Annotated in this window: 24 protein-coding genes; 16 read left to right on the top strand and 8 right to left on the bottom strand. The window is 47.8% G+C overall.

Annotated elements, in window-relative coordinates; all coding sequences use genetic code 11:
• Positions 1-20: 20 nt before the first annotated feature.
• On the bottom strand, positions 21-1,904 hold the full coding sequence (locus tag ACXAFQ_RS15710) for a DUF885 domain-containing protein (RefSeq protein WP_474824304.1): 1,884 nt from the start codon (positions 1,902-1,904) through the stop codon (positions 21-23).
• A gap of 178 nt (positions 1,905-2,082) precedes the next feature.
• On the opposite strand from ACXAFQ_RS15710, the gene ACXAFQ_RS15705 reads away from it, so the two are divergent.
• The 10 genes from ACXAFQ_RS15705 (at position 2,083) to ACXAFQ_RS15660 (ending at position 12,227) form a co-directional block, all read left to right on the top strand.
• Positions 2,083-2,898 (top strand): sugar phosphate isomerase/epimerase family protein, encoded by an 816-nt coding sequence (locus ACXAFQ_RS15705; RefSeq protein ID WP_474824302.1) that lies wholly within the window; start codon positions 2,083-2,085, stop codon positions 2,896-2,898.
• A gap of 121 nt (positions 2,899-3,019) precedes the next feature.
• Complete coding sequence (locus ACXAFQ_RS15700) at positions 3,020-4,252, top strand: methyl-accepting chemotaxis protein (RefSeq protein ID WP_474824300.1); 1,233 nt, start codon at positions 3,020-3,022, stop codon at positions 4,250-4,252.
• 821 nt (positions 4,253-5,073) lie between these two features.
• A complete protein-coding gene (gene pqqA / locus ACXAFQ_RS15695) occupies positions 5,074-5,145 on the top strand; it encodes a pyrroloquinoline quinone precursor peptide PqqA (protein ID WP_083273040.1) in 72 nt (23 codons plus the stop codon).
• Positions 5,146-5,311: 166 nt separating this feature from the next.
• Entirely contained in the window at positions 5,312-6,235 is a 924-nt protein-coding gene (gene pqqB, locus ACXAFQ_RS15690) for a pyrroloquinoline quinone biosynthesis protein PqqB (RefSeq protein ID WP_474824298.1), read from the top strand.
• A 15-nt stretch (positions 6,236-6,250) separates the two neighbouring features.
• On the top strand, positions 6,251-7,006 hold the full coding sequence (pqqC, locus tag ACXAFQ_RS15685) for a pyrroloquinoline-quinone synthase PqqC (RefSeq protein ID WP_474824296.1): 756 nt from the start codon (positions 6,251-6,253) through the stop codon (positions 7,004-7,006).
• A complete protein-coding gene (gene pqqD / locus ACXAFQ_RS15680) occupies positions 7,003-7,269 on the top strand; it encodes a pyrroloquinoline quinone biosynthesis peptide chaperone PqqD (RefSeq protein ID WP_474824294.1) in 267 nt (88 codons plus the stop codon). The genes pqqC and pqqD overlap by 4 nt, the downstream gene beginning before the upstream one ends.
• On the top strand, positions 7,262-8,407 hold the full coding sequence (pqqE, locus tag ACXAFQ_RS15675; RefSeq protein WP_474824292.1) for a pyrroloquinoline quinone biosynthesis protein PqqE: 1,146 nt from the start codon (positions 7,262-7,264) through the stop codon (positions 8,405-8,407). Before pqqD ends, pqqE begins: the two co-directional genes overlap by 8 nt.
• A 3-nt stretch (positions 8,408-8,410) precedes the next feature.
• Positions 8,411-9,661 (top strand): insulinase family protein, encoded by a 1,251-nt coding sequence (locus ACXAFQ_RS15670; RefSeq protein ID WP_474824290.1) that lies wholly within the window; start codon positions 8,411-8,413, stop codon positions 9,659-9,661.
• A 164-nt stretch (positions 9,662-9,825) separates the two neighbouring features.
• Entirely contained in the window at positions 9,826-11,727 is a 1,902-nt protein-coding gene (locus ACXAFQ_RS15665) for a monovalent cation:proton antiporter-2 (CPA2) family protein (protein ID WP_474824288.1), read from the top strand.
• Positions 11,728-11,768: 41 nt separating this feature from the next.
• A complete protein-coding gene (locus ACXAFQ_RS15660) occupies positions 11,769-12,227 on the top strand; it encodes a GNAT family N-acetyltransferase (RefSeq protein ID WP_474824286.1) in 459 nt (152 codons plus the stop codon).
• Positions 12,228-12,265: 38 nt separating this feature from the next.
• Here ACXAFQ_RS15660 and ACXAFQ_RS15655 read toward each other — a convergent pair whose 3' ends face one another.
• Together ACXAFQ_RS15655 and ACXAFQ_RS15650 are read right to left on the bottom strand one after the other, a co-directional pair.
• Positions 12,266-13,282, bottom strand: a complete 1,017-nt coding sequence (locus ACXAFQ_RS15655; protein WP_474824284.1) for a M48 family metallopeptidase — start codon at positions 13,280-13,282, stop codon at positions 12,266-12,268.
• Positions 13,283-13,287: 5 nt separating this feature from the next.
• Entirely contained in the window at positions 13,288-14,559 is a 1,272-nt protein-coding gene (locus tag ACXAFQ_RS15650; RefSeq protein WP_474824282.1) for a YjgN family protein, read from the bottom strand.
• A gap of 179 nt (positions 14,560-14,738) precedes the next feature.
• On the opposite strand from ACXAFQ_RS15650, the gene ACXAFQ_RS15645 reads away from it, so the two are divergent.
• A complete protein-coding gene (locus tag ACXAFQ_RS15645; protein WP_474824280.1) occupies positions 14,739-15,233 on the top strand; it encodes a DUF411 domain-containing protein in 495 nt (164 codons plus the stop codon).
• Positions 15,234-15,288: 55 nt separating this feature from the next.
• Here ACXAFQ_RS15645 and ACXAFQ_RS15640 read toward each other — a convergent pair whose 3' ends face one another.
• Positions 15,289-16,911 (bottom strand): PAS domain-containing sensor histidine kinase, encoded by a 1,623-nt coding sequence (locus tag ACXAFQ_RS15640; protein WP_474824278.1) that lies wholly within the window; start codon positions 16,909-16,911, stop codon positions 15,289-15,291.
• A 332-nt stretch (positions 16,912-17,243) separates the two neighbouring features.
• On the opposite strand from ACXAFQ_RS15640, the gene ACXAFQ_RS15635 reads away from it, so the two are divergent.
• Complete coding sequence (locus ACXAFQ_RS15635; protein WP_474824276.1) at positions 17,244-19,523, top strand: InlB B-repeat-containing protein; 2,280 nt, start codon at positions 17,244-17,246, stop codon at positions 19,521-19,523.
• Positions 19,524-19,703: 180 nt separating this feature from the next.
• Positions 19,704-20,606 carry an alpha/beta fold hydrolase gene (locus ACXAFQ_RS15630; RefSeq protein WP_474824274.1) on the top strand — a complete coding sequence of 301 codons (903 nt, stop codon included), beginning with the start codon at positions 19,704-19,706 and terminating at the stop codon, positions 20,604-20,606.
• Between the two features lie 132 nt (positions 20,607-20,738).
• Here ACXAFQ_RS15630 and acuI read toward each other — a convergent pair whose 3' ends face one another.
• Positions 20,739-21,722, bottom strand: coding sequence for an acrylyl-CoA reductase (NADPH) (acuI, locus tag ACXAFQ_RS15625; protein ID WP_474824272.1), 984 nt, complete (start codon positions 21,720-21,722; stop codon positions 20,739-20,741).
• Between the two features lie 52 nt (positions 21,723-21,774).
• Entirely contained in the window at positions 21,775-22,476 is a 702-nt protein-coding gene (gene acuR / locus ACXAFQ_RS15620; RefSeq protein ID WP_474824270.1) for an acrylate utilization transcriptional regulator AcuR, read from the bottom strand.
• 173 nt (positions 22,477-22,649) lie between these two features.
• Here acuR and ACXAFQ_RS15615 point away from each other — a divergent pair, with 173 nt between their 5' ends.
• Positions 22,650-23,525 (top strand): EamA family transporter, encoded by an 876-nt coding sequence (locus ACXAFQ_RS15615; RefSeq protein ID WP_474824268.1) that lies wholly within the window; start codon positions 22,650-22,652, stop codon positions 23,523-23,525.
• 6 nt (positions 23,526-23,531) lie between these two features.
• Positions 23,532-23,831 (top strand): Fis family transcriptional regulator, encoded by a 300-nt coding sequence (locus ACXAFQ_RS15610; RefSeq protein ID WP_474824266.1) that lies wholly within the window; start codon positions 23,532-23,534, stop codon positions 23,829-23,831.
• Between the two features lie 21 nt (positions 23,832-23,852).
• On the opposite strand, the gene ACXAFQ_RS15605 is transcribed toward ACXAFQ_RS15610, so the two are convergent.
• Positions 23,853-24,020, bottom strand: a complete 168-nt coding sequence (locus tag ACXAFQ_RS15605) for an entericidin A/B family lipoprotein (RefSeq protein ID WP_474824264.1) — start codon at positions 24,018-24,020, stop codon at positions 23,853-23,855.
• A gap of 13 nt (positions 24,021-24,033) precedes the next feature.
• The gene (locus tag ACXAFQ_RS15600) at positions 24,034-25,026 is read right to left on the bottom strand and encodes a mechanosensitive ion channel family protein (protein ID WP_474824262.1); all 993 of its coding nucleotides are present in this window, start codon (positions 25,024-25,026) and stop codon (positions 24,034-24,036) included.
• Positions 25,027-25,455: 429 nt separating this feature from the next.
• Here ACXAFQ_RS15600 and ACXAFQ_RS15595 point away from each other — a divergent pair, with 429 nt between their 5' ends.
• The gene (locus ACXAFQ_RS15595; protein WP_474824260.1) at positions 25,456-26,841 is read left to right on the top strand and encodes an amidohydrolase family protein; all 1,386 of its coding nucleotides are present in this window, start codon (positions 25,456-25,458) and stop codon (positions 26,839-26,841) included.
• Positions 26,842-26,979 lie beyond the last annotated feature (138 nt).

Raw genomic sequence — 26,979 nt, 5'->3', positions numbered from 1 at the left:
GCGACATCAGTTTGACGTTATTATTCGTCAGTCGACTTTGCCGTTATCCAGGCTTCAACGTCTTGTCTCACCATGGCCATAGGACGGGCGCCCGGTAACAAGATAATGTCATGAAATTGTTTGATATCGAACTTAACGCCCAGCGCTTGTCGCGCTTGCTTTTCCAATGCAACAAATTCGAGCATACCCAGTTTATAACCCAGTGCTTGCCCAGGCATGGCCATATAGCGTTCAACTTCTGGCACAACGTCAGATAACGGCGTCCCCGTAGTATCGTGGAAATACGCTATTGCTTGCTCTCTGGTCCAGTGCTTAAAGTGCATTCCCGTGTCGACCACTAAGCGAACTGCCCGGTAAAGTTCGGCTTGAAGACGACCTAAATTACCCAATGGATCGTCGTCATACATGCCCATGTACTCCGCAGCCACATATTCAGAATACAATGCCCATCCCTCGACAAACGCATTGTAAGGCGCATTCTGTCGCATCAGACCGATGTCAGTTTGCGCCATGTTCAATGCGATTTGAAAATGATGCCCTGGTACGGCTTCATGGTAAGTGAGCGTTTTTAAACTGAACTTAGGTACTGCCTTCATATCACGCAGGTTGATCCAGTAGACGCCAGGTCGACTGCCATCCAGGGAAGGCTGGGAATAATAACCTCCCGCTTCACCCGCTTCCGACACCGGCGGAATACGGTCAACCTCTACCGGCTGTGTGGGCAATGTGCCATAGAATTCAGGCGCCCGAGCCATCACCGTTTTCACTTCATCGTTCAGGTAATCAAGGAGTGCCTGACGCCCCTCATCTGTGGCATCAAAAAGCTGTCCAGGAACGTCAGCAAGCGCAAGCATGCGCTCACCAACTGTCCCTTCGGAATAACCGTTTTGCCGCAGAATAGTATCCATCTGCGCAGCAATCCGCTCAACTTCAGATAAACCTAACTGATGAATTTCTTCCGGTGACAATGTCGAATCCGCCAGGAATTTAATTTCATGTAGATAAAATGCCTCACCGCCTGGCTGCGCCCATATGCCGTCGCTGTTACCCGCCTTTTGCTCGCTTTCAAGTACCGCATCTCTGGCACGATTAAACGCCGGATAGACCACCGTGGAAACCAATTCACCAGCGTGCTTCACCATGTCGCTTTTAGTTGTCGCATCCAGTTCACTGACCTTTTCAAGCTTGCTCGCAAAAGCAGTTACCAATCCATGAGAGTCGGGCTCGGCGGCCAAAAAGCCATTCAGGTAAGCCAAGGTTTTCGGGCGCAGTTTTTTCGGCAGTACAATACCTTTCGCCTCGTCGGCCTTAAATTTCGCCACCACGCCATCTACAAATGCGCCCATTTTTTCCAGCCGGGTGAGATAGTCCTCGGCATCTTTTTTTGTCGCCACGGCCTGCTGTACCTGCATTACCTTGGGTATATCAATCAATGGGCCCGTGATCTGATTAATAATATAAGGCAGATGCGCACTCCAGGTATCAATATATCCCCCAGGAAAGGTGCGGTCACCGGTATAAAAGTCGAATATGTTAATGAGGATTTGTTGATGCATGCGGTCTTTTTCAGAAAGCAATGTACAATCAACCTCTTTCAGCGCGGTTGCGGCCTGCGCCATACTGCTCTGGAATTGTTCCATACCGGCGACAGAATAATCAGGGAACCTGTCGTTATAACTACCCCCAGTCTGCTGAATCGGCATTGCCAACGTGGTTGACAGCGTCGGATATTGGTCAAAGAAAACCCGGGTGTACGTATCGGCGGTTTCAGTAAGCGCAATGTCCGCGGCTTCTTGCTGCGCGGGCGTCACCTTTGTTTCCTGTTTGGCGGTTTGACTGGCATCGTTACAGCCCGACATCAAGCCTGCAGTGATAAGTGCAATAAAAACGTTGGAGAACTTCATACCTATTCCTTCTTCTTCGTTGTTATCCCATTCTGTCTGAATCTGCTGCACAGCACAGCGTCACTGAACGCAATTCAGGCTGTTTTAAGCGATTGTAAGACGCTTTATAAGTAAACATCTGATCTCTTCATCAATCTCCAAGGTACGAAAAAGTTCACAAGTAAAGGAGATTATAAACATGACTAAGCCTGTATTTGGTATCTGTAGCTGGACACTGGGCATTGATGACTTAGACACGCTAATGTCTACCATTGCCAGTATGGGGCTAAATGCAATTCAATACTGCGAAGGAGCCCACGCGCACCCGGCTGAAAAAGTAGTAGCGAGTGCGAAAGAATATAACCTGGCTATTATTGCTAATGATCCTTTTGACTGCGCGCCCGGCGAACAACATGGTGCCGCCACACTGGAAAATGCTATCGCGTTTTACAAGAAGGAAATAGATTTTGCGCACAGCCTCGGATGTTTACAGACATTGCAAGGATTGAGCGCCTGGACTAAAGACTGTAAGGACGATAAAACAGCCTGGCAATTTATCATTGACGCTGTTCAAGAACTGTCCAAGTATGCAAGTGAAAAATCTGTACCTCTGACTTACGAACCGTGCAATTTTTATGAAGTTGCATACGTACATACGGCAGACGATTATCAGCGGCTGATTAAAGACAGCGGCTGCGACAATATCAGTGTGTTACTCGACAGCTTTCATATGAATATTGGTGAAAAGCGTCCATTAACCACTCTTCGACAGTATGGCAGTCGCAACGCAATTTTTCATATTTCGGGATCAAATCGGGAAGGCATCGCCCAAGGCAATATCGATTTCAGCGCTTATAAAGAAGCATTGAAAGATTCAGGATTCGATGGACCGTGTGTATTCGAGTTTGTATTAAGTGTAACTGGTGTCAATGAGCCTCCTCGAAATAAAGAAGAAATGCAAATGATGAAGAATATAGTTATTGAAAGTATGGACTTATGGAAAAGCTACGGCTGAGCCGTTTTGCATGATGTAAATCAATTAATTACCAGTTACATCGGCCTTCAGCGATCATTTTGTTACCTAAAATGACCGGCTAGGCTATGGTTGCACTCTGACTCGCAGATTCTGTAATTGTATGTTCTGGACGCTCTACTCCACCATTGAGAAAACCTTCTTCAATACGTTAACGAAAAAGATTGCGGGCAACATTGGCTTTCTGTTTCTCTGCCAGATAGCCACCCTGTATTTTTTCTACCTTTATGCACATGCAAATGAAGCAACTCGTGACACCGCTTTTCTGTGGCTAGCCACTATGTTGGTATTGAACGCGGTTGGTTTTCTGTTCACCCTCTTTTACTTACGCTTTTTAATCGTGCGGCCTGTAAGCGCACTCGTTCGCACCCTTGATGAAATCAATCATACTGAGGGCGACTTAAGAACCCGGTTGCCTGCGTTTACCCAAGACGAATTCAGCGACTTGTCACAGGCCTACAACCTGTTTGCTAACAATTTGAACAAATTGTTGAATCGCATCCACGGCGATGCACAGCTTACTGCTTATAGCAATGCTGCCATGTCGTCACAAATTCATACCACCAGCGACCAAGCCAACCAGCAAAAGCACCTGACCCAGGAAGTGGTTGCCGGCACCACCACAGTAACCCAAGGGATAAACGACATTATGCAGGCGAGTAATGGCATGGCGCAGAGCAACAATTCAAATCTGCATACGGCATCGCTGGCCAACACCACACTATCTGAATCACACACGCAGCTGGGCGATATCTCTACGCTGTTATCTTCGTTTTCTCACACTGTGGGTGGTTTGCAGGAAAATGCTGCCAATGTGAAAAGCATTCTGCGCATGGTGGAGTCTTTCGCTGACCAAACCAACCTGCTCGCGCTAAACGCGGCCATTGAAGCCGCCCGTGCCGGCGAGGCTGGAAGAGGATTCGCGGTGGTCGCTGACGAAGTGCGCGCATTGTCAGTAAAAGTGACAGACGCCACCCGGCAAATTAATGCCTTTCTTAACGATATGGATTTATTAGTTAATGAGACCCAACGCGAATCAGATTCACTATTAGATGCGTCTTCGAAAATGAAAAACAGTCTGGATAGTACGATGAAAACTTTCAGCGATATGATGACTGACTTTCAGAAAAACAGTGATGAGTTTGACTATATTGCCCGGTCGGTTACGCAATTAAACCGGCAATCTCAACAAACCTTAATTTCAGTCACTACAATAACGGCGTTGGCGGAAGGCATGCAGGAGAAGTTAGTGACGGTAGATACCGAGGCCAGACAAGCACAAACACTGGCCTCTGCAACAACGACACAACTTGCCCGCTTTGTTAGCCAGGCGTGACGAGAGGATTAAGCGAGGCGTAGTTTTGCCTTCGACTTTACAGGTTGAGGGAAGGGATAACTTGAATCAAGAATTAGACGACTGCCATCATTAAACTCATAAGAAGTAAGGGTTTCTGATAACACTTCACATTTATAGCACGTTCGGAAACAGTGTAGCCAAATATGGGATTGCTCTACACTTAACGCTTTGTCGGCCTGGGTTAGACGCATTACAGTCATGGTTGCTCTCCGGGTAAGAATCACATTCTTTCGTCTAACTGCATGCGAAAGATCACATTTTTTTAAAGTAACAATTCCTTTAAGAACTCGCTCTTACACTTGCTAAAAAAAGACTGATAAGTCCGTTGCAGACGCTACTTTAGTCTACACCCACATTTTTGTTCTATTCCAGGAAAGATTACAAGGTTAAGAATAGATCTAAATCAAAATAGTTCGATATCGTTATCGCACATTGTCATGTTCAGAAGTTATATAGTTTTCATTGACAGCAGCATGTCTTTTTCGCGTGCTTAGGGCGGCGAGAATTGCACTGGCAGAATTAAACCGTACGACTATATTTAACGTAGCTATTTTTGTCTGAAAAGATTGTCTGGAAGCCGGACTCGGGGTGGTGAGCTTTAACCAGGAAGATATTCTTAGAAGGGTATAGCATTGTCGTCGGGCTAGCATGAGTTGCTAACTTGACGATCCGATGCCTCCCTCCCAAAGAAGTAGAAAGTTCATCAGAAGTCCTCCCAAAGTAGGATTTTTTTCCGAAATCCGCTTTCTTATAATGTGATCGAATGTTAAAACATCGTTAATAAACATAGGAGTCGCACCATGTGGACCAAGCCTCAATATACTGAAATGCGTTTAGGTTTTGAAGTTACTCTGTACATCAAAAACCGCTAACAGCCCATACGAGGCAGGCTGTCGTTAAGCCAGCACGCTTCTTCTATGGCATTACAATCGGGTAGTCAAACTGCCTGATTGGTATGAAAAGAGGTTGCCTTTGGCAGCCTTTTTTATTCCGGCTCTTCTGCTCATGCTTTCAGGCAACGACGTTGACAGGTGAACTATGCAAATTCTCGTTTTAGGTTCAGGCGCAGGTGGAGGGTTTCCTCAGTGGAACTGTCACTGCAAAAATTGTAAAGGGCTGCGCGAAGGCAGCATTAACGCCCAGGCCCGAACCCAATCCAGTATTGCCGTTTCGGCCAATGGTGAAGACTGGATACTCATTAACGCTTCGCCAGACTTACGCCAGCAAATTAATCAAACGCCACAATTATGGCCTGCCGATCCCAACCAGCAGCGGGGCACTTCGATTCGTTCCATCGTACTCACCGACAGCCAGATAGACCATACCACCGGTTTGCTTACCCTACGTGAAGGCTTGCCCTTACCGGTCTACTGTACTGATGTGGTGTACGAGGATCTCACTGAAGCGTTCCCGCTGTTCCCTATGCTTAAACACTGGCACGGTGGCCTTCAGCGCCACGGCATTGATACCGAATATGATTCCACATTCACACCGATAGGCGCAGACGGACTGTCGTTCCGCCCCGTTGTACTGGCGTCAAATGCACCGCCCTACTCTTCATACCGCGACAATATTGTGCCGGGCAACAATATTGGCCTGCACATTAAAGATGAGCACTCTGGTAAGTCAGTGTTTTATGCGCCAGGCTGCGTGCAAGCCAATCCACTGGTTGAAAATATGCTTGAACAGGCAGATTGCGTGCTGTTCGACGGTACCTTGTGGCTCGACGATGAAATGATCAAGAATGGTTTTAGTAATCGCCTGGGTACACAAATGGGACACATGCCGGTGAACGGCGATGATGGCGCGGTAGCCTTGCTTAATCGCTTTGATATTTCCCGCAAGGTGCTTATCCATATTAACAACACCAACCCGGTGTTAAATGAAGACTCCGGTGCCCATCAGTATCTTGAAGACAATGAAATAGAGCTCGCCTACGACGGCATGCATATTACGCTTTAAATCCGAGGATTTTTTATGTCAGACAAGCCATGGTCTAAACAAGAATTCGAACAAAAACTTCGCGCAAAAGGCGAGTATTACCATATTTATCACCCGTTCCACATTGCCATGAATAAAGGTGAATGCAGCAAGGAGCAAATTCAAGGGTGGGTCGCGAACCGCTTTTATTATCAGGTCTGTATTCCCGTAAAAGACGCCGCGGTACTGGCAAATTGTCCAGACATGGCAACACGCCGTAAGTGGATCCAACGCATTCTTGACCACGACGGAGAAGAAGGTGATCCACGTATGGGCGGTATCGAAGCCTGGTTACGACTGGGTGAAGCCGTGGGCCTAAACCGTAACGATATGCTGGAAGAAAAGTTTCTGCTGCCCGGCGTGAAATTTGCGGTGGGTGCTTATGTGAATTTCGCCCGCCGTGCATCTTGGGAAGAAGCCGCCTGTTCATCGCTAACAGAAATGTTTGCACCTGAAATTCACCAAAGCCGACTTGATACGTGGCCTGGGCACTACCCGTGGATCGATGAAGCGGGTTTTAGCTATTTCCAGATGCGACTGAGTCAGGCTCGTCGCGATGTGGAACACGGTCTGCAAATTACACTGGACCATTTTGTGACTCGCGCCCAACAGGAAAAAGCCTTGAACATTCTGCAATTTAAGCTGGATGTCTTGTGGTCGATGGCTGATGCTATCAGTCTGGCCTACGAGTTTGATCGTAAGCCTTTCACCGGCATTGCCGATCAGTCAATCTGTCACAAGGGGCTGTTATGAGCCAAGTACCTAAACGCAACCGACTTTACAAACTACAATTTGAAAAAGCACAGGACAGCTATGTTCTGCTTTATCCAGAAGGCATGGTGAAGCTGAATCCCAGCGCGGCAGAAATTTTGTTACAAGTGGATGGCGAAAAGTCAGTTGACGACATCATCATGTCACTCAAAACCAAGTTCCCGGAAGCGCCAGATGACATCGGCGATGATATTACTGCGTTCCTGAGCGATGCCGAAAGCAAAGACTGGATTCACTATGTCTGAGATTAACAACGGTCAAAGCGAAACACGGGTTATCGAAGCGGGTCCGCCACTTTGGCTTTTAGCAGAAATCACCTACGCTTGCCCGCTGCACTGTGCCTATTGTTCTAACCCTCTGAATCTCATCGACAAGAAAGACGAGATCGGTACGGAAGACTGGCTTCGCGTGCTGTCGGAGGCCCGAGACATGGGAGCAGTACAACTGGGGTTCTCCGGCGGTGAGCCTTTACTGCGCAAAGATTTAGAACAAATGGTCGCACATGCCAGTGAGTTGGGCTTCTATACCAATCTGATCACCTCCGGCATTGGCATGACCGAAAAACGTATCGCGGGGTTAAAAGACGCCGGCCTTGATCACATTCAGCTAAGTTTTCAGGCTGCCAATGCAGAAGCCAACGATTTGATCGGTAATCGTCGTCATTCCTTCACGCAGAAGCTGGAAGTTGCCAAGCTGATTAAGCAATACGAATACCCGATGGTACTGAATTTCTGTTTAACGGCGCAAAACATCGACCAGATTGATGATGTACTGGCCCTTGCCACCGAGTTAGACGCCGATTTTGTTGAACTGGCCACCGTGCAGTATTACGGCTGGGCTTACGTAAATCGCGATCAATTGCTACCGTCGAAAGCCACCCTTGAAGAAGCGGAAGCCAAGGTCAATGCCTTCCGCGACAAGCAGAATGGTAAAGGACCTAAGTTTATTTTTGTTTCACCGGATTATTACGAAGATCGTCCAAAAGCCTGTATGAATGGCTGGGGCTCTACGTTTCTCACCGTTACGCCGGATGGGTCAGCCCTGCCCTGCCACAGCGCGAAAATATTGCCTATGACGTTCCCGAACGTGAAAGACAAATCGCTGCAGGACATTTGGTATCAGGATTTCTCATTCAATAAATTTCGCGGTTACGACTGGATGCCATCGCCTTGTCGTGATTGCGATGAAAAAGAGAAAGACTTTGGTGGCTGTCGCTGCCAGGCTTACATGCTAACCGGCGACATGTATCAGGCCGATCCGGTATGCAGTAAATCACCGCATCACCACACCATAGAAGCGGCCATTGAAAGCGCAGCAAAACAGCATGATAAAAACGTGATTCTGCGGGACCCAAAAAATAAGATAGATATCGTCACGGTATAATTAATGACCCAAGAAGCCCGGACGTCAGCAAACACCAGGATCCTGCTATGCCACACTGACTCGCAGGGGTTCAGTGCGGTATTTGCCGTTGCCACACCTATTCCTGATGCCTCGGGCATCGCGCACGTGGTCGAGCACCTGGTGTTTCGTTCCTCTACCCGTTATCCCGAAGCACATAATTTGTTTGCCGCGTTGGCTCTGCTTCCGGTAAAAATCAACGCCACCACGCTGACTGGCATTACTTACTATTTTATAGAAACCGCACATGAACGTCTGTTTTACCAGGCATTAGAATTTGTATACGCCGGACTCATTCACTGCACCTATCGGAGCGATGACATCAAGCGAGAAAAAGATGGCGTTATCTTTCAGGAATTATCCTTTCGTGAACGTCAGCCCGGCTATGAGGCACATCTTACTGATTTATTGGCACGAGGCAGACACACGGAAGCCGTGGCCGGGGGCTTTAGCGGCGGACTAACGCAACTCACCGAGTCAGAGATAAATACATATAAAGCGACCTGGTACTCCCCGCAAAACATCACCCTTCTGGTTAATAACGGTGATATTCATAACATCACAACGTTACTTGACATTGCCGCCGCACAGGAAAGCATTCGGCCCTATGCTGAGCATAGCTTCGTCGATGATGACGCCAGGCAAAAGCAGCACCCAACAAACACCAATGACAGCAACACCACACGCAAAGAACAACCCCGCCCTGAACGAAGCAAAATGCTCTCTAGAGGAATTGCTGCGCTTATTGAATGTTTCATTAATGAAGGGATACAAACAGATTCTGCGGAGAGTTCACACTATGAAAACACAGAAATCAGTGTGCCATTTGAATATCTCAATAGCACCAGAGCCGCCTTGTTCCCATCAGTCATGACGAACAACCAGGCTTCGTTTGTGCGTGAAGCCAAAAGCAGCGGACAGTTTCCCTTCAATACGTTACCCGCGCTACCCAAGTACGTGCTAAATAACTGGGAGAGATTTCCCCCTTTTCTTCAGGTAACAAATGCGCACAACGACTGGTACTACGCGTTTCCAATGGCCGACAAAATTCTCCCCCGCTTAGAAGCACTGCTGATGAGAGAGAAATTTTGGTCACCTCGCATTAGTGGTGATTGTTATGCGCAGGGCATTGGGCTGCACGAAAAAAATGTGGTGATATACGCAATCAATGATGCGGCCGCCGCGAACAGAAAAGCCTTTTGTGAACAGTTACGCACACAACTTTTTGATGTTTGAATTTTCACCTGTTTTTTTGCATCGACAAACGTGAAACCATTGCCAGCTCAACCACCTGCAGACATAATGCGATTCAAAGCAGGCGCTTCCTCACAGCGCTCTGTCTGCGCCAAATTGCTACCGCAACGATTCATATAACCACTTCTTAAAGGACGACTGCTTCAATGACCAGCTATTTCCTGCAGGCATTTATTTACCTTGTTGCTGCTGTAATTACTGTACCCATGGCGCGTCGCCTGGGTCTCGGTTCTGTACTGGGCTATTTGGTTGCAGGCGTGGTCATTGGTCCGGTTCTACATTTAGTCGGCGATGAAACAGAAGCTATTCAGCATTTTGCTGAATTTGGCGTAGTAATGATGCTGTTTTTAGTGGGCCTTGAACTTGAACCAAAGTCGTTATGGGCAATGAAAGCAAAATTGTTTGGTCTTGGCGGCATTCAACTTCTACTCACAACTATAGCTATTACCTTTATCGCACTTGAGTTAGGACAGCCTTTCTCGGTGTCGCTCACTATCGGACTCATTTTTTCACTTTCATCAACGGCCATCGTACTACAAAGCTTTCAGGAAAAAGGGCTGGAACAAACGGAAGGCGGTAAAAACGCCTTTTCAGTGTTGTTATTCCAGGATATTGCCGTTATTCCTATGTTAGCGCTAATTCCGCTACTAGCACTGCCCGAGCTCATGGCTGCGGGAAATACGGCCGATGACTCTGCACACAATTACAGTTTAGTAGATGGTTTGCCTGCCTGGCTCTATGCCATTGTGATTATGGGCTCAGTCGCCGTAGTAACCGTTGGCGGCCACTACCTCAGTCGTCCGTTATTTAAGTATGTGGCATCGTCGGGATTGCGGGAAATTTTTACGGCTACCTCCCTCATGCTAATGGTGGGTATTGCGGCACTAATGAGTCTGGTTGGGCTGTCGCCAGCGTTAGGCGCTTTTTTGGCCGGGGTAATGCTGGCAAACAGTGAATTTCGTCATGAATTAAAGTCAAATATTGAGCCCTTTAAAGGCTTACTGCTGGGGCTCTTTTTCATCACCGTGGGCGCGGGTATCGATATGCAGTTGCTCACGGAAAAGCCGATGATCATTCTGGCACTGACAGTGGGCGTTATGCTGATCAAAGCTGTCATTTTGTTTATTGTTACTTTGTTATTTCGTATTCAGGGGCCTAACCGCTGGCTTTTTTCACTTAGCCTCGCGCAAGCCGGTGAGTTCGGTTTTGTGCTACTGAATTTTTCGTCGCAAAATTCCGTGTTGCCTCCTGAGCTCGTTGAGATCTTGTCCCTCGTCGTCGCCTTTTCCATGTTTCTCACTCCGGCGTTGTTCATTCTATTTAGTCATGTGATTCTCCCTGCCTATACCAATAGAAGTAATCGACGTCAGCCCGATAGCATTGATGACTACGGCACGGTCATCATTGCTGGGATTGGCCGCTTCGGTCAAATTGTTAACCGGTTGCTGCTGGCCAACAACATTAAAACCGTGGTGCTAGATGTACGTGCCGAGCAAATAGACAACATGCGCCGCATTGGTACTCAAGCTTATTTTGGCGACGCTGCCCGGCCAGGCATGCTGCACACCGCAGGCATAGACAAAGCTTCCATGCTGGTTATTGCCATTAATGATAAAGAAGCTGCCATCGAAATGGTGAAGTACGTTAAACACGCATTTCCTCGGGTGAAAGTGCTTTCACGGGCATTTGACCGCGGTCATGGATATCGTTTACGCCAGTCTGGAGCAAACTTCATTGTATCTGAAACTTACCACTCTGCCCTCGCCATGGGTGCCGAAGCATTACGTTCGTTAGGCATTCACGCCGTGCAAGCAGAAAAGCAGGTTGCAGCTTATAAACGCATTGAAGACAAGCAAAGCGATACACTTTACGAAGCCTGGTTAGACGATGCCAGCGGCGAGCGCATCGACAACAACTACATCAAACTGTTTATTCAACTGGAAGCGTTAATTCAGCAAGCCCTAAAAGAAGCTGAACAAGAAGCGAATTCTGCGTTGCATGCTAAAGAACAAGATCCGCAGGCTCGCGCTATGGAAAAAGAACAGTAGTCATAGTCTGATTAAATAGCTCAACAACAAGGATTGCAATCATGGAGATAAGCCAGGAAAAGGTAGTAAGTCGCGACATCATTGCCCTACTCGAAGAGCACCTCGCAGATATGCACGCTACTTCACCCCCCCAAAGCGTACATGCACTTGATATAAGTGCGTTACAGGCAAAAGATGTCTGTTTTTTTACCGCTCGGGAAAATGGCGTGTTGCTCGGATGTGTGGCGGTAAAGCAACTGTCAGCTATGGACGCCGAACTTAAATCTATGCGTACAAGTCATGCAGCAAGGAATCGCGGTGTGGGTGCGGCACTGCTAAACGCCGCGCTAGCGTTTTGCAAACAACAAAAATACTCCTCATTAAGCCTCGAAACCGGCACCCAGGATTACTTTAGTGCTGCCCACCGGCTCTATCATCGTCATGGATTCAGCGACTGTGGGCCCTTCGGGAATTACCATGACGATCCTCACAGTCGTTTTATGACTATTGCCATAGCCTGAACTTGCAAAAAAGCCCCTAATGATAGATAGGGGCGTTTTTATTCCTGCTCAGCGAATGCTTCTGCTTTTCTGATCCGCGATTGAATGGCCGGATGACTGGAAAACCAGCTATCCATGGTTTCGCTGGCGGAAGGGCGCATTTCACTCAACTTTTTCATCGCATCAGCAAACGCCATAGGATCTTCACCGGCACTACGTAACTGACGTAATGCGAATTCATCGGCATCGGCTTCGTGGGCTTGCGTAAATTTGTTATTTACCACCGTGGAACCAATGCCGAAAAACGCCTCCAGCGATCCGCTAATATCACCAAAGAAATAGCTCACGGCCAGTGTGGCAAACAACGATTCTGCAACCAGTTGCATCGAATGGTTGTTTTCTACATGACCGACTTCATGAAGAAAAATAGCGTTTAATAACGCTTGGTCACCATCGACCAACGCTATCATTTCATCAGTAAAAATTATCGTGCCATCAGGTAACGCAAAGGCATTAGGGCCAATTTGCGGCGCATGGCGAAACTGAACACTAAAAACCTTGTGATTCGTGCTGATGCTATCTTTCACATCATAGAACCCTGTACGTATTTTTTCCTGCTCAGTTACATCCAACTCTGACGGGTCAAGCAACGTCGCATCTAAAGCGGATAACGATTGCTGAGAGGCAATGACTTTGGCTTTGTTTGGCACCAGGTTAGCGAAGTGCACCGCAGCCCAGGGCATTAACCAGCCAAACACAAAGTAAAGTAACGCTGGCACCAGCACCACACTGCCGAAAATCCAGCGCCGGTTAGTTTCTAATTTAGCAACCCCACCTTGTTCGCCGTCCAGCCATTGATTTAATAGCTCAGATTGGTCGCAGACAAGCTGCTCCCGTGTGGGTAAGCGGATTTCCCTCGGTAACCGCCCCAATTTAGGCGCGGTATCCAGAGAGTCGAGGGTAAACACCCGTGCTTCACCGACATTATCGGTAATCACCATGTTTTGGGCTTCAAACTTAACCGAGACGGTTGAAGACTCCGCACTTTGTTCAGAATAAAGCTGACCGGTGATCACGTCGTCTACCCGAGCGCTATATCGACATCGAACAGGTTTGCGGCTTCTTCTCCAACCGCTTCAGCACTGTTCCCTCTCGCCGCCATTACCTTTTCAGGTTCGGCCAACACATCGACATTTGATACGCTAGCGTACAATTGCGCCTTGCGGATTTTGGCCCAGGGAATAGCAAACCCAAGGCTGAAAATAATGGCCAGGGTATTAGTGACTCTAAGTTTGATCAGTTCCCACATTGCTAACGACGATTTAAAACCTGCTACGCCATCAAGTTCAGTGGCGCTGAATATATGATTACGGATCCGCGATGTATAAAAACTGCCGGCAATGATAAAGGTAAGAAAGTACAGCGCTACGATACCGAAACCCAGCACGTTAGTTACACTTTCAGTATCTGAAGCTGTCATCACACTGGTAACACCAATCACGATACCGCCAACCATCATGATAACCATGCCTATTGCAGCAGCAGCGATACCCGTTCCGAAGTATTCACCGGTGTTGAGACGCGGCTTAAACTGGCGGTCGCCATACCAGGAACCCTCCAGCAAATATTCGTCCATCTTTTTCAAGTTGATAGGAAGGAGCAGGTACAGCGTGCACAAACTGATAATGGGCCAGACTAAAAAGACCATATAGGCCCGACCGATTCGACCTCGAAAACTAAAGCGCACATTGCGGTAGGCTGTCATACGCAACCGGAAACGATAGCTAAGTACAATCAGTACCGGGGCAAGCAAAGCCAATAGGCCCGCCACGATCAGACCGGCGGCCGGGCTAATATAACCGGCAAGAAAATAGCTGGCGAACAGCACTACGGCAATAATTCTGCCTTTTAATATTTGCAGCGGTTCTGCCAGGTAAGAGAAACGATGACCGTCTAGTTCCGTGTTGCCGTAAAAGTAGCGGTTAGTCCGCACCTTCGCCCAGGCAGAATAGATACCCAGGGTAACAATGGTCAGCAGTAAGTTAACTATCCAGATTGAAAAAAACTCAGACGTGATACCAAGAAATTTAACGGGTACCGTTCGCAACACGGGTTTGGCGGGTCGAGTTACACCGGCTGCTGTAACCACGTCGGTTTCAGGCGTTGATGCTGCAAGCGGTTCTTCTGCGGCCAGTGGCTGGGCACTTTCCTTTGCTGAAATAACGTGTTCAAGTTGTTCTATTTGCTGTTGCTGGGTTGTCGAAGGCGTGTTGGTTTGTTCCGAAACAAGTTGTTGGTGTAATTCTTTTATTTCGGCCAGCGTATAGCTGGAATAGTCGCTAGGCTTATCCATAGTTTTATTCTCTACTGCTTATTCATTCCATTGAGCGGGCTAACCCGCCCCTTAACATTACGCTTAACCAACAAAACCGACAAGTTTTTTCCCTGTTCGGCTGCCTGGGATGAGGTATAGTTAAGGTACTATTCCAGCTTATAGTTACTGCTGGCTGACGCTGCTTTAAGGAAAAATCGATGAAACAATCCATTGCTCTAACACTCTCATCATTCATGCTCGTTGCACTCCCCGCTTTTATGGTTGCAGCAACCGAAGAAGATAACGTGTCAGCACAAGCCACTACCATGGAAGTGCATAAAAGCCCGACGTGCGGTTGCTGCAAAAACTGGATTGCTCATATGCAGGAAGCGGGCTTTGCCGTTTCTCCCGTTGATCATGCCAACCTGTTCTCATTAAAGATGGAGGCGGGCGTTCGCGAGCAATACCAGTCTTGTCACACCGGCATTATCGATGGCTACGTATTTGAAGGCCATGTACCGGCCAAGTTTGTTCAGCAATTTCTGCAATCACCGGCAGCAGACGCCATTGGCCTTTCTGTGCCGGCAATGCCTGTGGGTACACCTGGAATGGAAATGGGCGGCCGCTTTAGTCCCTATGACATCCTGCTTCTAAAGAAGGATGGAAGCGCAGAGGTTTACACCAGCATTGCCAGTTACGATGAGCAATTTTGATTACAAAAACGATACCCTTATATTCGATGGTGCTGTAGTCAGGCGTGAAACAGCACTAATCGAGGCGCGCTTTCACTTTGAATTTGATGATAAATTCAACGCCTTTGTTTTCCTCGCTGTTACAGGTAATCGAGCCACCAAGGGCATTGGTAATAATATTATAAGTAATATTCAGCCCGAGCCCGGTGCCGCCATGACTGCGGTTCGTTGTAAAAAACGGGTCAAAAATGCGGCTTAAATTTTCTTTACTAATTCCCCTGCCATCGTCGCGATATTGCATCATGAACATATTATCTTCTTGTTCACTAATCCCAATGTAGATATTGCCAGAGTCGCGGTCTTTAAAACCATGATTGACGGAATTCATAATAAGGTTAGTGACCACTTGGGAAAGCAGGCCTGGGTTTGTCACCACATTAATATCGTTGCGGCACTCCGTTGCTACGACCACTTTCGCTTTGCGTAACACAGAACTTAAACTGTAGAAGATTTCATCGAGATACTGATTAAGATTTACCTCCCGGTCTTCTTCACTGGTCTGATCCACCGCCACCTGTTTAAAGCTACGCACTAACTGCGCTGTTCTATCAATATTTTTCTTAATCATGCCCGCCAGTTCACTGGCGCTATTAAGATAATCCTCGAAGTCATTTTCCGTTAGATTTCCCTGTTCGTATCGGGTTTGGATATCGCGACATTCTTCCATTAATTGGGTAATACCGGTGAGTCCTATGCCCACCGGCGTATTAATCTCATGAGCAACACCCGCCACCAGCGAGCCCAAGCTGGCCATTTTCTCTGACTCGACCAATTTACTCTGTGCCAGCTTCAGACTTTCAATGGTTTCAGACAAGCTGCGGTTAGTCGCCTTTAGCGCTTCGTTCCTGCTTATTATTTTATCTTGCAGCGCTTTCTTTTCTGAAATATCACGGGTAATAGCATAGATGGCGGGGCCACCATTTAGCTTTATCTCTATCACAATAATTTCAGTCCAGAACAGCGAACCATCAGCCCGTTGATGCTGCCACTCCAGCATCTTGTTCCCATAGCCAGCTACCTGTTTTGCATTGTCTGCTACCACATCTACAGAGCGACGACCGTCCGCTTGATACTCTGGTGATAGATCCATTGGCGTGAGACCGAGGATTTCCTCTTTGCTGGAATAGCCGAACATATCTAACAGGGCTTTATTGCAATCGATGAGCTTGTGATCAATGAGCAGGCTCAGCCCATCTTGAGATTCATTAAATAAGGTCTCAAAGGTATTTTTCTGCTCTTTCAGCGCCAGCTCAATGGCTTTACTTTCAGAGATATCACGCCAGCTCGCATAAATGACTTCCTCACCGTCCATAGTCATTTGGGTGAGAATAATTTCTACCCAGAGTGCATCGCCATTAAAACGTTTGATGATCCATTCAAAACGCACGCTGCCTTCCTGATGACAACGGGCCACCAGGGCGAGCCCTTTAGTTACCGATAAGGTGCCGTCGTGTTGTCGCGCTGGGGAAAAGTCGAATGGGGTTTTACCAATAAAATCATCTCTATTGTCAACGCCGACCAGCGTTAACATAGACGCATTACAGTCGATAAACACTTCGTCTTTAAAAATTGCCAGACCATCTTTCGAATTTCTGAAAACAGCTTCGAATCCGTTCTCACAATTGTTTACATCATTCATCAAGGCAAACCTGCAAAAAGTCAGTGGCGGCATCAAAAAGACGCCCCTCAACAGCAAAAAAATAGATCGTACTTAGCGGCTAAGATTCTTGTTTAAAATTAGCAAAGACCAGCGAGTTTGCCACCTTCTGCAATGGGTTGTTCGTTTAATAGGTTTACCAGGTCCGCATTTGAGAACGTTGAACGCTGCTTAGCTGTAAAGAATTATCTAATACGTTACGTTTTTATATCTTTTTAGCAAAACGTAAAAATAGTTTAAAAAGTGCATGAACCTTAATGAAAAGCGGGCGTAGAGAATGTAACCCTCTTGGCCTGCTTTTTTAAGGATGATGCATGAAAAGGTCTTTCTCCCTTATTGCACTTAGTTTATCGATTACTGCCTGTGGTGGCGGTGGTGGTTCTGACAGCACCCCAACAACACCGGTAACACCTACACCCACTCCGACAACCTATACGGTTACCGTTACCACCAGCGATGGCGGCTCATCTTCAGTCACCAGTGAAGCGGTAAACGAGAACAGCACGCTGTCAATCACACTTACGCCAGACTCGGGCTATGAACTCACCCGTGCTGAAGGCTGTGACGGCACACTGAACGGAACCACCTACACCACAGGGGCAATTACTGCTGCCTGTACTGTGTCCGCCACCTTTTCAGAAATCGACACCACAGTAAATGTTACCAGCGCTGAGCTAAGCGGCGGTGTGCTTTACCCCAGTTCTGTGACGACGCAGCAAGGTGAGCGTGTATCGATGACACTGGTACCCGATGTAACCAACATGATAGATGCGGTAAGCGGCTGTAACGGGTCATTGAAAGGTAACGTGTATAGCTTTACCGCCAGCGAAAGTTGTGAGGTTAGCGCAACCTTTACTCCCCAATCTGATACTACAACCCGTAGCAGCACTGGCGGTCAGAAAACGCTGGTATTGCCAGTGTCATTCGCAGGGCGCGATAGCCTTGAAGACTTTGGCACAGATGATCTGACAGCCCTGTTCATTACAGATGACGATGCAATTAATCAGTATGTGGTGAATGCGTCGGAAGGCGCTGCGTGGTTAGAGCCTCACGTGATGTCGAACTACACCCTTACCGCAACCGACACCACCAGCAGTGGCGAAACATATGGCTTTTCCCTTATTGATAACGAGGTAATGTTAGGCGATGCGCAGTTGCAGGAGATCTACGCCTGGATTGCTGAAAACGTGGAAGACTACACCAGTTTCGACCGCCTCATTACTGTTATTAACGACAGTCCGAATACGCCTTATGTTTGTTATGCCTCGCTAAATCACAGCAATGTACTGGAAAGCTGGGACCATTACGCGGCGTATACGGCAAGTGAATGTGTTAGCAAAGCTACGCTGTTGCACAACTTAGGTCATACCTTTGGCATGCGTCATGCGAATGCCAGTCGTTGTGAAACCTTGCCAGCCTCAAGCTTTGCTTACCGCAGTACAGAGGACTGCGCAGAAGATGGCGATGAAAGCCCCTTTCCTATGGGTGACATCGACGATCATGAAGCTGCATTTACTGCCCCTATGCGTAATTTAGCCGGTTGGCTTACCACCGGTAACGTGATGATTGCCACGGCTGCAAGCGACGTGGATTTAGCGCAATCATCGTCACCCGCAGGTGGCGTGCAACTCTTGCGCGTACCCTATGCCCGAGACGACAATGGTGATGCGGTATACATTAACTTTGAAGTGAAAACCCCCATTGGTCCTGATGCTTCACTGTTTGAAGAAATTGACTCAGATGCTGCGTATCAACTACTGGTTTCCATCCCTCAAACCCGAAATACCACCGGCACCAATAGCCCGTTAGATGCGCTTTATCTTATGACAGAAGATGAAACGACATTAGGCATTTCAGAAGATTACGTTGATACCTATCGCGGTATTACAGTGAATGTGAACGGCACCCAGGGCACCGGTGAAGCACTGACTGTCAGTTTGTCGGTAACACCACCCGCACTCATTCCCCAACCGGCATTATCGACCCTACCCGGGGCGGCTGCGAATGAAACCGTTACCGTTATGCTCACCAATGAATCTGACAGTGCGGTTAGCGGACTTAGCGAAACTCTGGACGGGTTAAATGCGGCTTATTTCACTATTCAGTCGTCTACCTGTGCTGGCGCAACATTGGCACCAGATGCAAGCTGCGCCGTTGTCGTTGCCCGCACGTCGAACAATCCAGCATTGGCGGCAGTACGCTTTAGTTCAGATAGCGGCGCCGTGCAGCAAGCAGAAGTCGAGGCCATTGCGATAAATCAAACCTACGACAGTGCAGCCACACTGGAATGGATGGCACTGAGTGACTACCCGCGAATGTCACTGTTTGAAGCGGTCGCCTTCTGCGAACGCCGGGAAGATGGCGGCAACACGGATTGGCGCGTTCCGATGCAGGAAGAACTCAACGCGGCGTTCGTAGAAAGCGCCACGCCACCACTGGATTTAGGCTCTACCACCTATGATCGCTATTTCTGGTCGGTGTCTATTGCAGCAGATCTGTCGATGAATACGTTGGCAGTAACGTCTGAAGGAAACAGTATGGCAGATTCACCGCGCAGTTCTATTCGACACGTGGTATGTACCCGCACACTCTAATGTGTTGGGAAAATCGATAGCAAGAACAGGCGTGCAGCAAAAACTGCGCGCTTTTTTTATAGCCTGTATAGCTCACACACCATAATATCCAGAAGTAAACTCACGCCAACTGGTTTGTCCAGTTGACCTATCCAAAGCAAGCTGGCATGCTTTACTAACAATTCATTAACTTGATACCTTATGGCCGACAGCCCACTCCCGTTGCAAGAGTCGCTTTTCATTGCTGACAAACACCATCAGCTTCACTTAAGGCACATTCATCAAAATGACAACGGTGCGCCAGTGCTGATGATTCACGGCGCTATTGAAAACGGTAAAATTTTCTACACTGAGTCTGGCAAAGGTCTTGGCTGCTATCTCGCAGAACAAGATTTTGATGTTTTCGTCGCAGACATGCGTGGTCGAGGGAAAAGTACACCACCGATCAGAGACGATCGGGCACACGACCAAACCGACCAAATCACCCGCGATATACCGTTGATGATTGAGTTTATCTGGCAGCGCACGGGGCAACCCGTTCATATTATTTGTCATTCCTGGGGCGGCATTCTGGTGGCTTCTGCCCTCGCCCGCTTTCCAAAGCTGGTTGAGAAAGTGCGCAGCCAGGTGTGTTTTGGCAGTAAACGCAGTGTGTACGCCAGAAATCTCGAAAAGCTGATAAAAGTCGACTTGATCTGGAAGTGGTTGTCCCCCCTCATTGCCAGACACAAAGGCTACCTACCGGCCAAACAATACAAAATAGGCTCCGATGACGAAACCCGGGAGTCGTTAAGACAAAGTGTACATTGGGTTAAACACACCCCGTGGCGAGATATTAAGGACAGTTTTGACTATGCGGCAGCAGCGGAATCTACCACCTGGCCACCAACCTGGCACATTGCAGCCGTGGCCGATCATGCGTTGGGACACCCTGAAGATATCCGCCGGTTTATCCGTGAGACAGGAAATACTGACAGCTTTTTCACTTTACTGAGTAAAGCCAATGGCAATGCTTTGGATTACGATCATATCAATATGCTTACTCATCCTGCCGCCAGAGAAGACCACTTTCCAGACTTAGTGGCGTGGTTGAAAGAACGCTAAGCAAACTGCGGTGACCATTAATAAACAAACAGCCGTGAGCCAATGAGAAACAAACGGCTAACAGGGCTGGCGGGGCTGGCGATATACAGCCTCATCCGCCTCTTCACATTGGTTCGCGACTATCAACCAGGACTAGCGGGACAAATTCACCACTACACGTCCGCGCACTTTTCCTTCCAGCAGTTGTTTACCGGTTTCAATAACCTCACTAAGCCCAATTTCATGTGAAATCTCAGCCAGCAAATCATCATCAACCAGTTCTGCTAGTTTCGACCATGCAATTTCCCGATCTTCCAGCGGACGCATCACACTGTCGATACCGGCTAATGTCACGCCGCGTAAAATAAATGGCATCACAGTGGCAGGTAAATCATATCCCTGTGCCAAACCACATGCGGCGACGATACCGCCGTAACCTGTCGATGCGCAAACATTTGCCAGGGTATGACTTCCTACTGAATCGATGGCTGCAGCCCACCGCTCTTTTGCCAATGGACGGCCTGGCTCAGACAAGGTATTGCGGTGGATGATCTCCGTGGCCCCCAGCTTTTTCAGGTAATCAGCTTCTTCCATGCGCCCGGTAGAAGCCACTACGGTATAGCCAAGCTTCGCCAGCAGTGCCACGGCAAAGCTGCCAACCCCACCGTTAGCGCCGGTAACCAATACATCGCCGCTGCCCGGCTCAATGCCATGATTTTGCAGCGCCATCACGCACAACATAGCCGTATAGCCCGCAGTCCCAATTGCCATTGCATGCCGTGGTGACATTCCCTCGGGCAACTTAATCAGCCACTCATTCTTCAGTCGGGCCTTTTCCGCCAGTCCGCCGCAGTGCGTTTCACCTACACCAAAGCCATTTAACAATACTCTATCGCCAGGCTGAAAACGTGAGGAGCCCGACTGGGTAACGGTTCCCACTAAATCCACCCCCGGGATCATCGGGAATCGCCTTACTACTGGACTTTTTCCGGTAATCGCGAGGCCATCTTTGTAGTTCAGAGTGCTATACATCACATCAATACTCACATCCCCGTCCATTAGCATGTCTTCGCTAATGCTGGTAAGTTCGGCCTGATAATTATCGTCCACTTTGTCGATAACGATTCCTCTGAACATATTTCCTCCAATATAGACTGATCGTCTATTAACTGATAAATAAAAAGCCGCCCTACTTTGGTAAACCGGCTAAATAGAACTTCGAATAGCTTGCCAATGGGCGTGCTGACTTTTCCAGTTTGGCCCGGCTTACTGCGCCCTCCCAACCAGTCCAGAACACTTCTGCCAGCCAATCGCAATCGGCATGCGCCGCTAATTCTCCTGCATCAATAGCTGCTTGCAAACAATCGCGAAGATGTTCCTGCCACTCAGTAAATATCTCAATTAAGCGGCCACGAAAACTTTCTGGTAGTGAATCGACTTCCTGCCCTAAATTGCCGACTAAGCAACCTCGGGTGAAATCATGCTTCTTCATGCCTGCTGATGCATCATCTACAAACAAAGCGACCCGAGCCAGGGGCGCAACGCTCTCATCATTGAGTGTACGCTGTAGCTTTTCGGCAAAGTAGCTGGCATAGCTGTTTAACACTGCATGACCGAAGGATTCTTTACTGGCGAAATAAAAATAAAATGAGCCTTTGGGTACACCGACTTTTTTCAGGATCGTATCGATACCCGATGCTGAAAATCCAAATTCAGTCAGGTGTTCAAGGCCGCTGCGGATCAATTCAGCCCGGGTGTCGGTGTTCTTTCGTCCAGCTTTAGGCGGACGCCCACGTCGCGGCTTTCTGTTAACAAGCTCAGTGCCAGATGACTTGGCGTCAGAAGGCTTTGTGCCAGAAAGCTTTTCTTTAGAAGATATGTAAGTACTCATGGAATACATATTAGACCGATCGTCTATTTAATTGCAAAGAATATTTTTTGCCAATAAACATACTCGCTCTAAACAACCTCACTACTTTTGCGTGCGCGTAAGGTAAACTACGCAGCCTGATTTACAGCGGTCCAGCGACCGTGCGCTGACGTTTCAATTAAAAGGTTGTTTCTGTGTTTTATCTTTCCGCTGTCACAGTATTGTGGGCGCTTTCATTCAGTCTTATTGGTGTATACCTTTCTGGTCAGGTAGACAGCTATTTTGCAGTGCTTACCCGTATTGTGTTGGCGGGGGCACTCTTTCTCCCGTTTTTACGGCTTGGTGGTCTGCCACGTCCATTTATTCTGGGCATGTTAGGCGTAGGCGCATCGCAATTTGGTATCACGTACGTTTGTTTGTACCAATCGTTTACTTACCTCACTGTACCTGAAGTGTTGTTGTTCACTATTTTCACACCGCTTTATGTTTCCTTGTTCAACGACATTCTGGCCCGGCGCTTGTCCGTGCCCGGACTGGTTTGTACGGCAATCGCTGTAGCAGGTGCGGCGGTTATTCGCTACGACGACGTAAGCAGTAATTACGTCACCGGATTTCTTATTTTACAGTTAGCCAATCTTACCTTTGCCATCGGCCAAGTTGGCTACGCCCGACTTATGCGCCATTATCAGCCTAAAACGCCGCCCTGGCGTAGCTTCGCACTGTTTTTCATTGGCGCGTTAATTGTTGTACTGCCGTCGTGGTTAATGTTTGGCGATGCCGACAAACTGCCGTCCACCACCACGCATTGGACAGTACTGATTTGGCTGGGTGTAGTGGCTTCTGGCCTGGGCTTTTATTTCTGGAACCTCGGCGCAGTAAAAGTGGATGCGGGCACCTTGGGCATCATGAACAATGCACTCATCCCTGCGGGTCTTATCATTAACGTATTGGTATGGAATCGTGATGCAGATTTAGTTCGCCTTTGTTTAGGCGGAGGCATTATCGTGGCGTCATTATTGATTAATGCGCATTGGAACAAGCGCCTTCGACTATCTCAACAGCAGGCCTGAATGTAGATGAAAAAAACGTTTAAAAAACTCGATAACATGGTCATTAAAGCGTTAACGAATGCCTGTGAAATTGCGAAAGATTGGGATTGCGGGTTTGAATGGCTAACGCATACCGCAGACTATAACAAGTTTCCAGAAAGTCTGATGGTTACTTGCGTTTTCGCCAGCGAGGAGGATATTGCGAGGGTGAAAGAACAAAATATCGAACTTAAGCTTTACCAGCTTATTGCGTTCAATTTGTCAGCCGAACAAATCGTACTTAAAAATGTGAGCAAACATGTTCAGTTTGTTGCGGACGAACCCTGATATCAGGGTCGTCCGGCACTTTTAGTTCTGGGCGTCTTCGGAAGCATCTTCTAGTGCTTCACCGGCAGACTGCACGTCTTTGCCCACGCCTTCCACGGTAGCACAGCCGCTAAGCAGGCTAACCAGGAATGCCGATAGAATTACCAGATATTTACCGCGTAACGCCCGTGATTGTTGTAGTGAACTCATTTTAACTCTCCTGTTAACTTTCCGGTGCCGCATCACCCGGACCGGCTTGATCAGCACTGTCTTTTTTTACCTGGCTTTCGCCAGACTCGCGCTCACGACTTTTATCTGAAAAGTTCGATGAGCTCAGCATCGCGTTAAGCTTCTCGCCGCCTCTGGCATCAAAGTCCAACGTTCGAATTGGGAATGGAATAAGGATGTCTGCCTCGTTCAGCGCTCGCTGAATGGTCACAATGGCGTCGTGCCTCACTTCCATATAATTGGGTTCACCGGGATAGCGTATCCAAAACCACAACAGCAGGTTTACGCTACTGTCACCAAAAGATTCGGCATAAACATTGGTCTCATCTTTGTTGATGACATAGTCTTTTTCATTCATGGCATCCACAATGACCTGACGGGCTTTTTGTGGGTCGTCGGCATAGGAAATGCCCACCGGAATTTCGATTCTGCGATGACGTAAAACGGTGTAATTGGTAAGGATATTTCGAAACAAGATCTTATTCGGAATGATAACCCGCTGCCCGTAGAACGTCAGAACGCAGGTGTTACGTAAATTAATCTCTTCCACGTTACCGAATACGTCATTGGCCTGAATCACATCGCCAATTTCAAATGGCTTGCGAATGCCCATGGCTACACCGGCAATGAAGTTTTCTGTAATGTCCTGGAAGGCAAAACCGATGGCCAGACCCACAATACCGGCACCGGCGAGCAGAGACGTTACCGTGCCCTGTAAACCGATGAAATCCAGCGCAATGAAAATACCCGCACAAACGATAAACGCTTTGGCTATGGAAGTAAGAAGGTCTGCAATTTGCCGGGATTCAAACGCCCTTCGTAAGCCTTTACGAAGAATATTTCCAGCCACTTTAGCAATGAGTCCGAATGCAATGGCGATAAACAACGCAACCACAATATTGGGAAGATGCTTAATGCCACCTTCCAGCCAGGTTTGCAGTTTTTCGTTGATAAGCTCGTACGCTTTATCGATTTGCGGAAACTCCATGCCTCTCCCTATTCATATTCATTGAGATTTAAAGCGAGCATTTGCTCTACTTTCGCGTGGTAGTGGCAATTCAAGTTATGTACCGGTTTTTCTGCCTGGAAACCAGAAAGCAAACATGACTATAAGATCATAAACTTCAACAACTTAATTAATTCCACCTAAAGATTAGGGTGGAAAAATGAATGAAAGAAAGTAAGACCAAAGAGAAAGAGATTCACAGACTATGAAAATATATCCCGATGGGGTCGATAAAGTGTCGGGTCAGATGGCGTCTAACTGAACCTTGTTTTCCTGCTTATGGGTAGCGTTTACCCGTGCTTTCTATTTCGGGGAAATCGGCTGGTTTCCGGTAGTTCAATCTTACTTGTTGCAAGTGACGCTAAGAGTACATAAATTGACCATTCATTTATAATAAAAAAAGGATGTTATATGGGCTTACGTAATCGCATTGTAGCGCTTGCCACAATGGGTATATTCAGCTTTCCGGTAATGGCAGAAAATGTGGCTTTGGTAGGTGGCCGTTTGATTGACGGAACAGCAGAGCTCCCCTTACGTAACAGCGTTATCCTCATCAAAGACGGCATTATCGAGCAAGTCGGCAGCGTTGATACTCTTGATGTACCGCCAGGGTATCGCGTTGTCTCTACCGAAGGTCAGGATGTTTTACCTGGCCTCTGGGAAAGTCATGCTCATATCATGCTGAATGGCCATGCTAACTACACACATTGGCAGGAAGCGTATCGCGATCGTCAGGTTGATGAAATCATGCCCGCATCTTTGATCCAATTATTGTTAGCGGGTGTGACGAGTGTGAGAGATCTTGGCGCGCCCCTTGACGATTCAGTGGCCATTAAAAAGAAGCTGGCAGAGGGTGAAATACCTGGACCTAACCTCTATACCTCAGGCCCATTTTTGCAATACCACGTGGACGAATGGCAAAGTCACTATCGCTGGGAAGTGAGAGATATCAAGGATGCAGCAAGCAAGGTAAAACGGCTGCACGATGCGGGAATGGAGATCGTGAAGCTTATTGATCAGGATGATTTGCCGCGCCCGGTTGCCCAAGCAATTGTAGATGAAGCACACAAATACGGCATGAAAGTAGTCGGCCACGCTCACAAGCCTGACGAAATTCGTCTCGGTGTAGAAATTGGCGTAGACAGCTTTGAACACACTGGTCTCACCACTGCGCCGGGATACCCTCAGGATGTGCTGGATGCATTGAAAGAACGCACTTCCACCGGGATCTTCGACGGTCTGTTATTCTGGACACCCACCATGGAAGGGTTGTTTACCTACCCTGATTTAGTCGCTAACCCGGAAGAACTGGATGACGCTTGTTGGAAACGTGGATTGAAGGACGACACCATTGCAGATATTCAACAGTCTATCGCCAAGCCAGGTCACCTGAGCTACATGCAACTCACACCACTTCGCACGCCAACGATTAAGAATAAAATTAAACAGTTAAAAGAAACTGGCGTGATGATGCTAGTAGGTACCGATTCGGGTATTCCGATGAAATTTCACTGTCAGTCCACCTGGCAAGAAATGGCGGTGTGGGTACACGATATGGGTTTTGACCCCATGGAAACTATTCGTTCGGCCACCTATTGGCCTGCAGTCATGATGGGAGTTCAAGACAAATACGGTTCTGTTACCCCTGGAAAAGTGGCCGATATTATTGCCGTTCGCGGCGACGTATTGAAATACATGAACATTATTCGTGATGTGGATATGGTAATGAAAGACGGCGTTGTATTTAAATATAACGGCGTAGTGGATGAACAACTGCTACAAAATTACGGCAATTAACACCACAACAACTTCACCCGAAAGCGGATTACCTAATCCGCTTTTTTCATCTCCAAAGGCGAAGCAAGCGAAGAATAAACAAAAAATCCGAACGCATGTCCGGATTTTTACTTTCACCTTGTCACAGGGGATTTCACT

This window comes from Alteromonas sp. ABH2_165 (assembly GCF_056159945.1).
The sequence above is the reverse complement of the archived record's forward strand: the minus strand, read 5'-3'. Positions and strand labels throughout refer to the sequence as shown.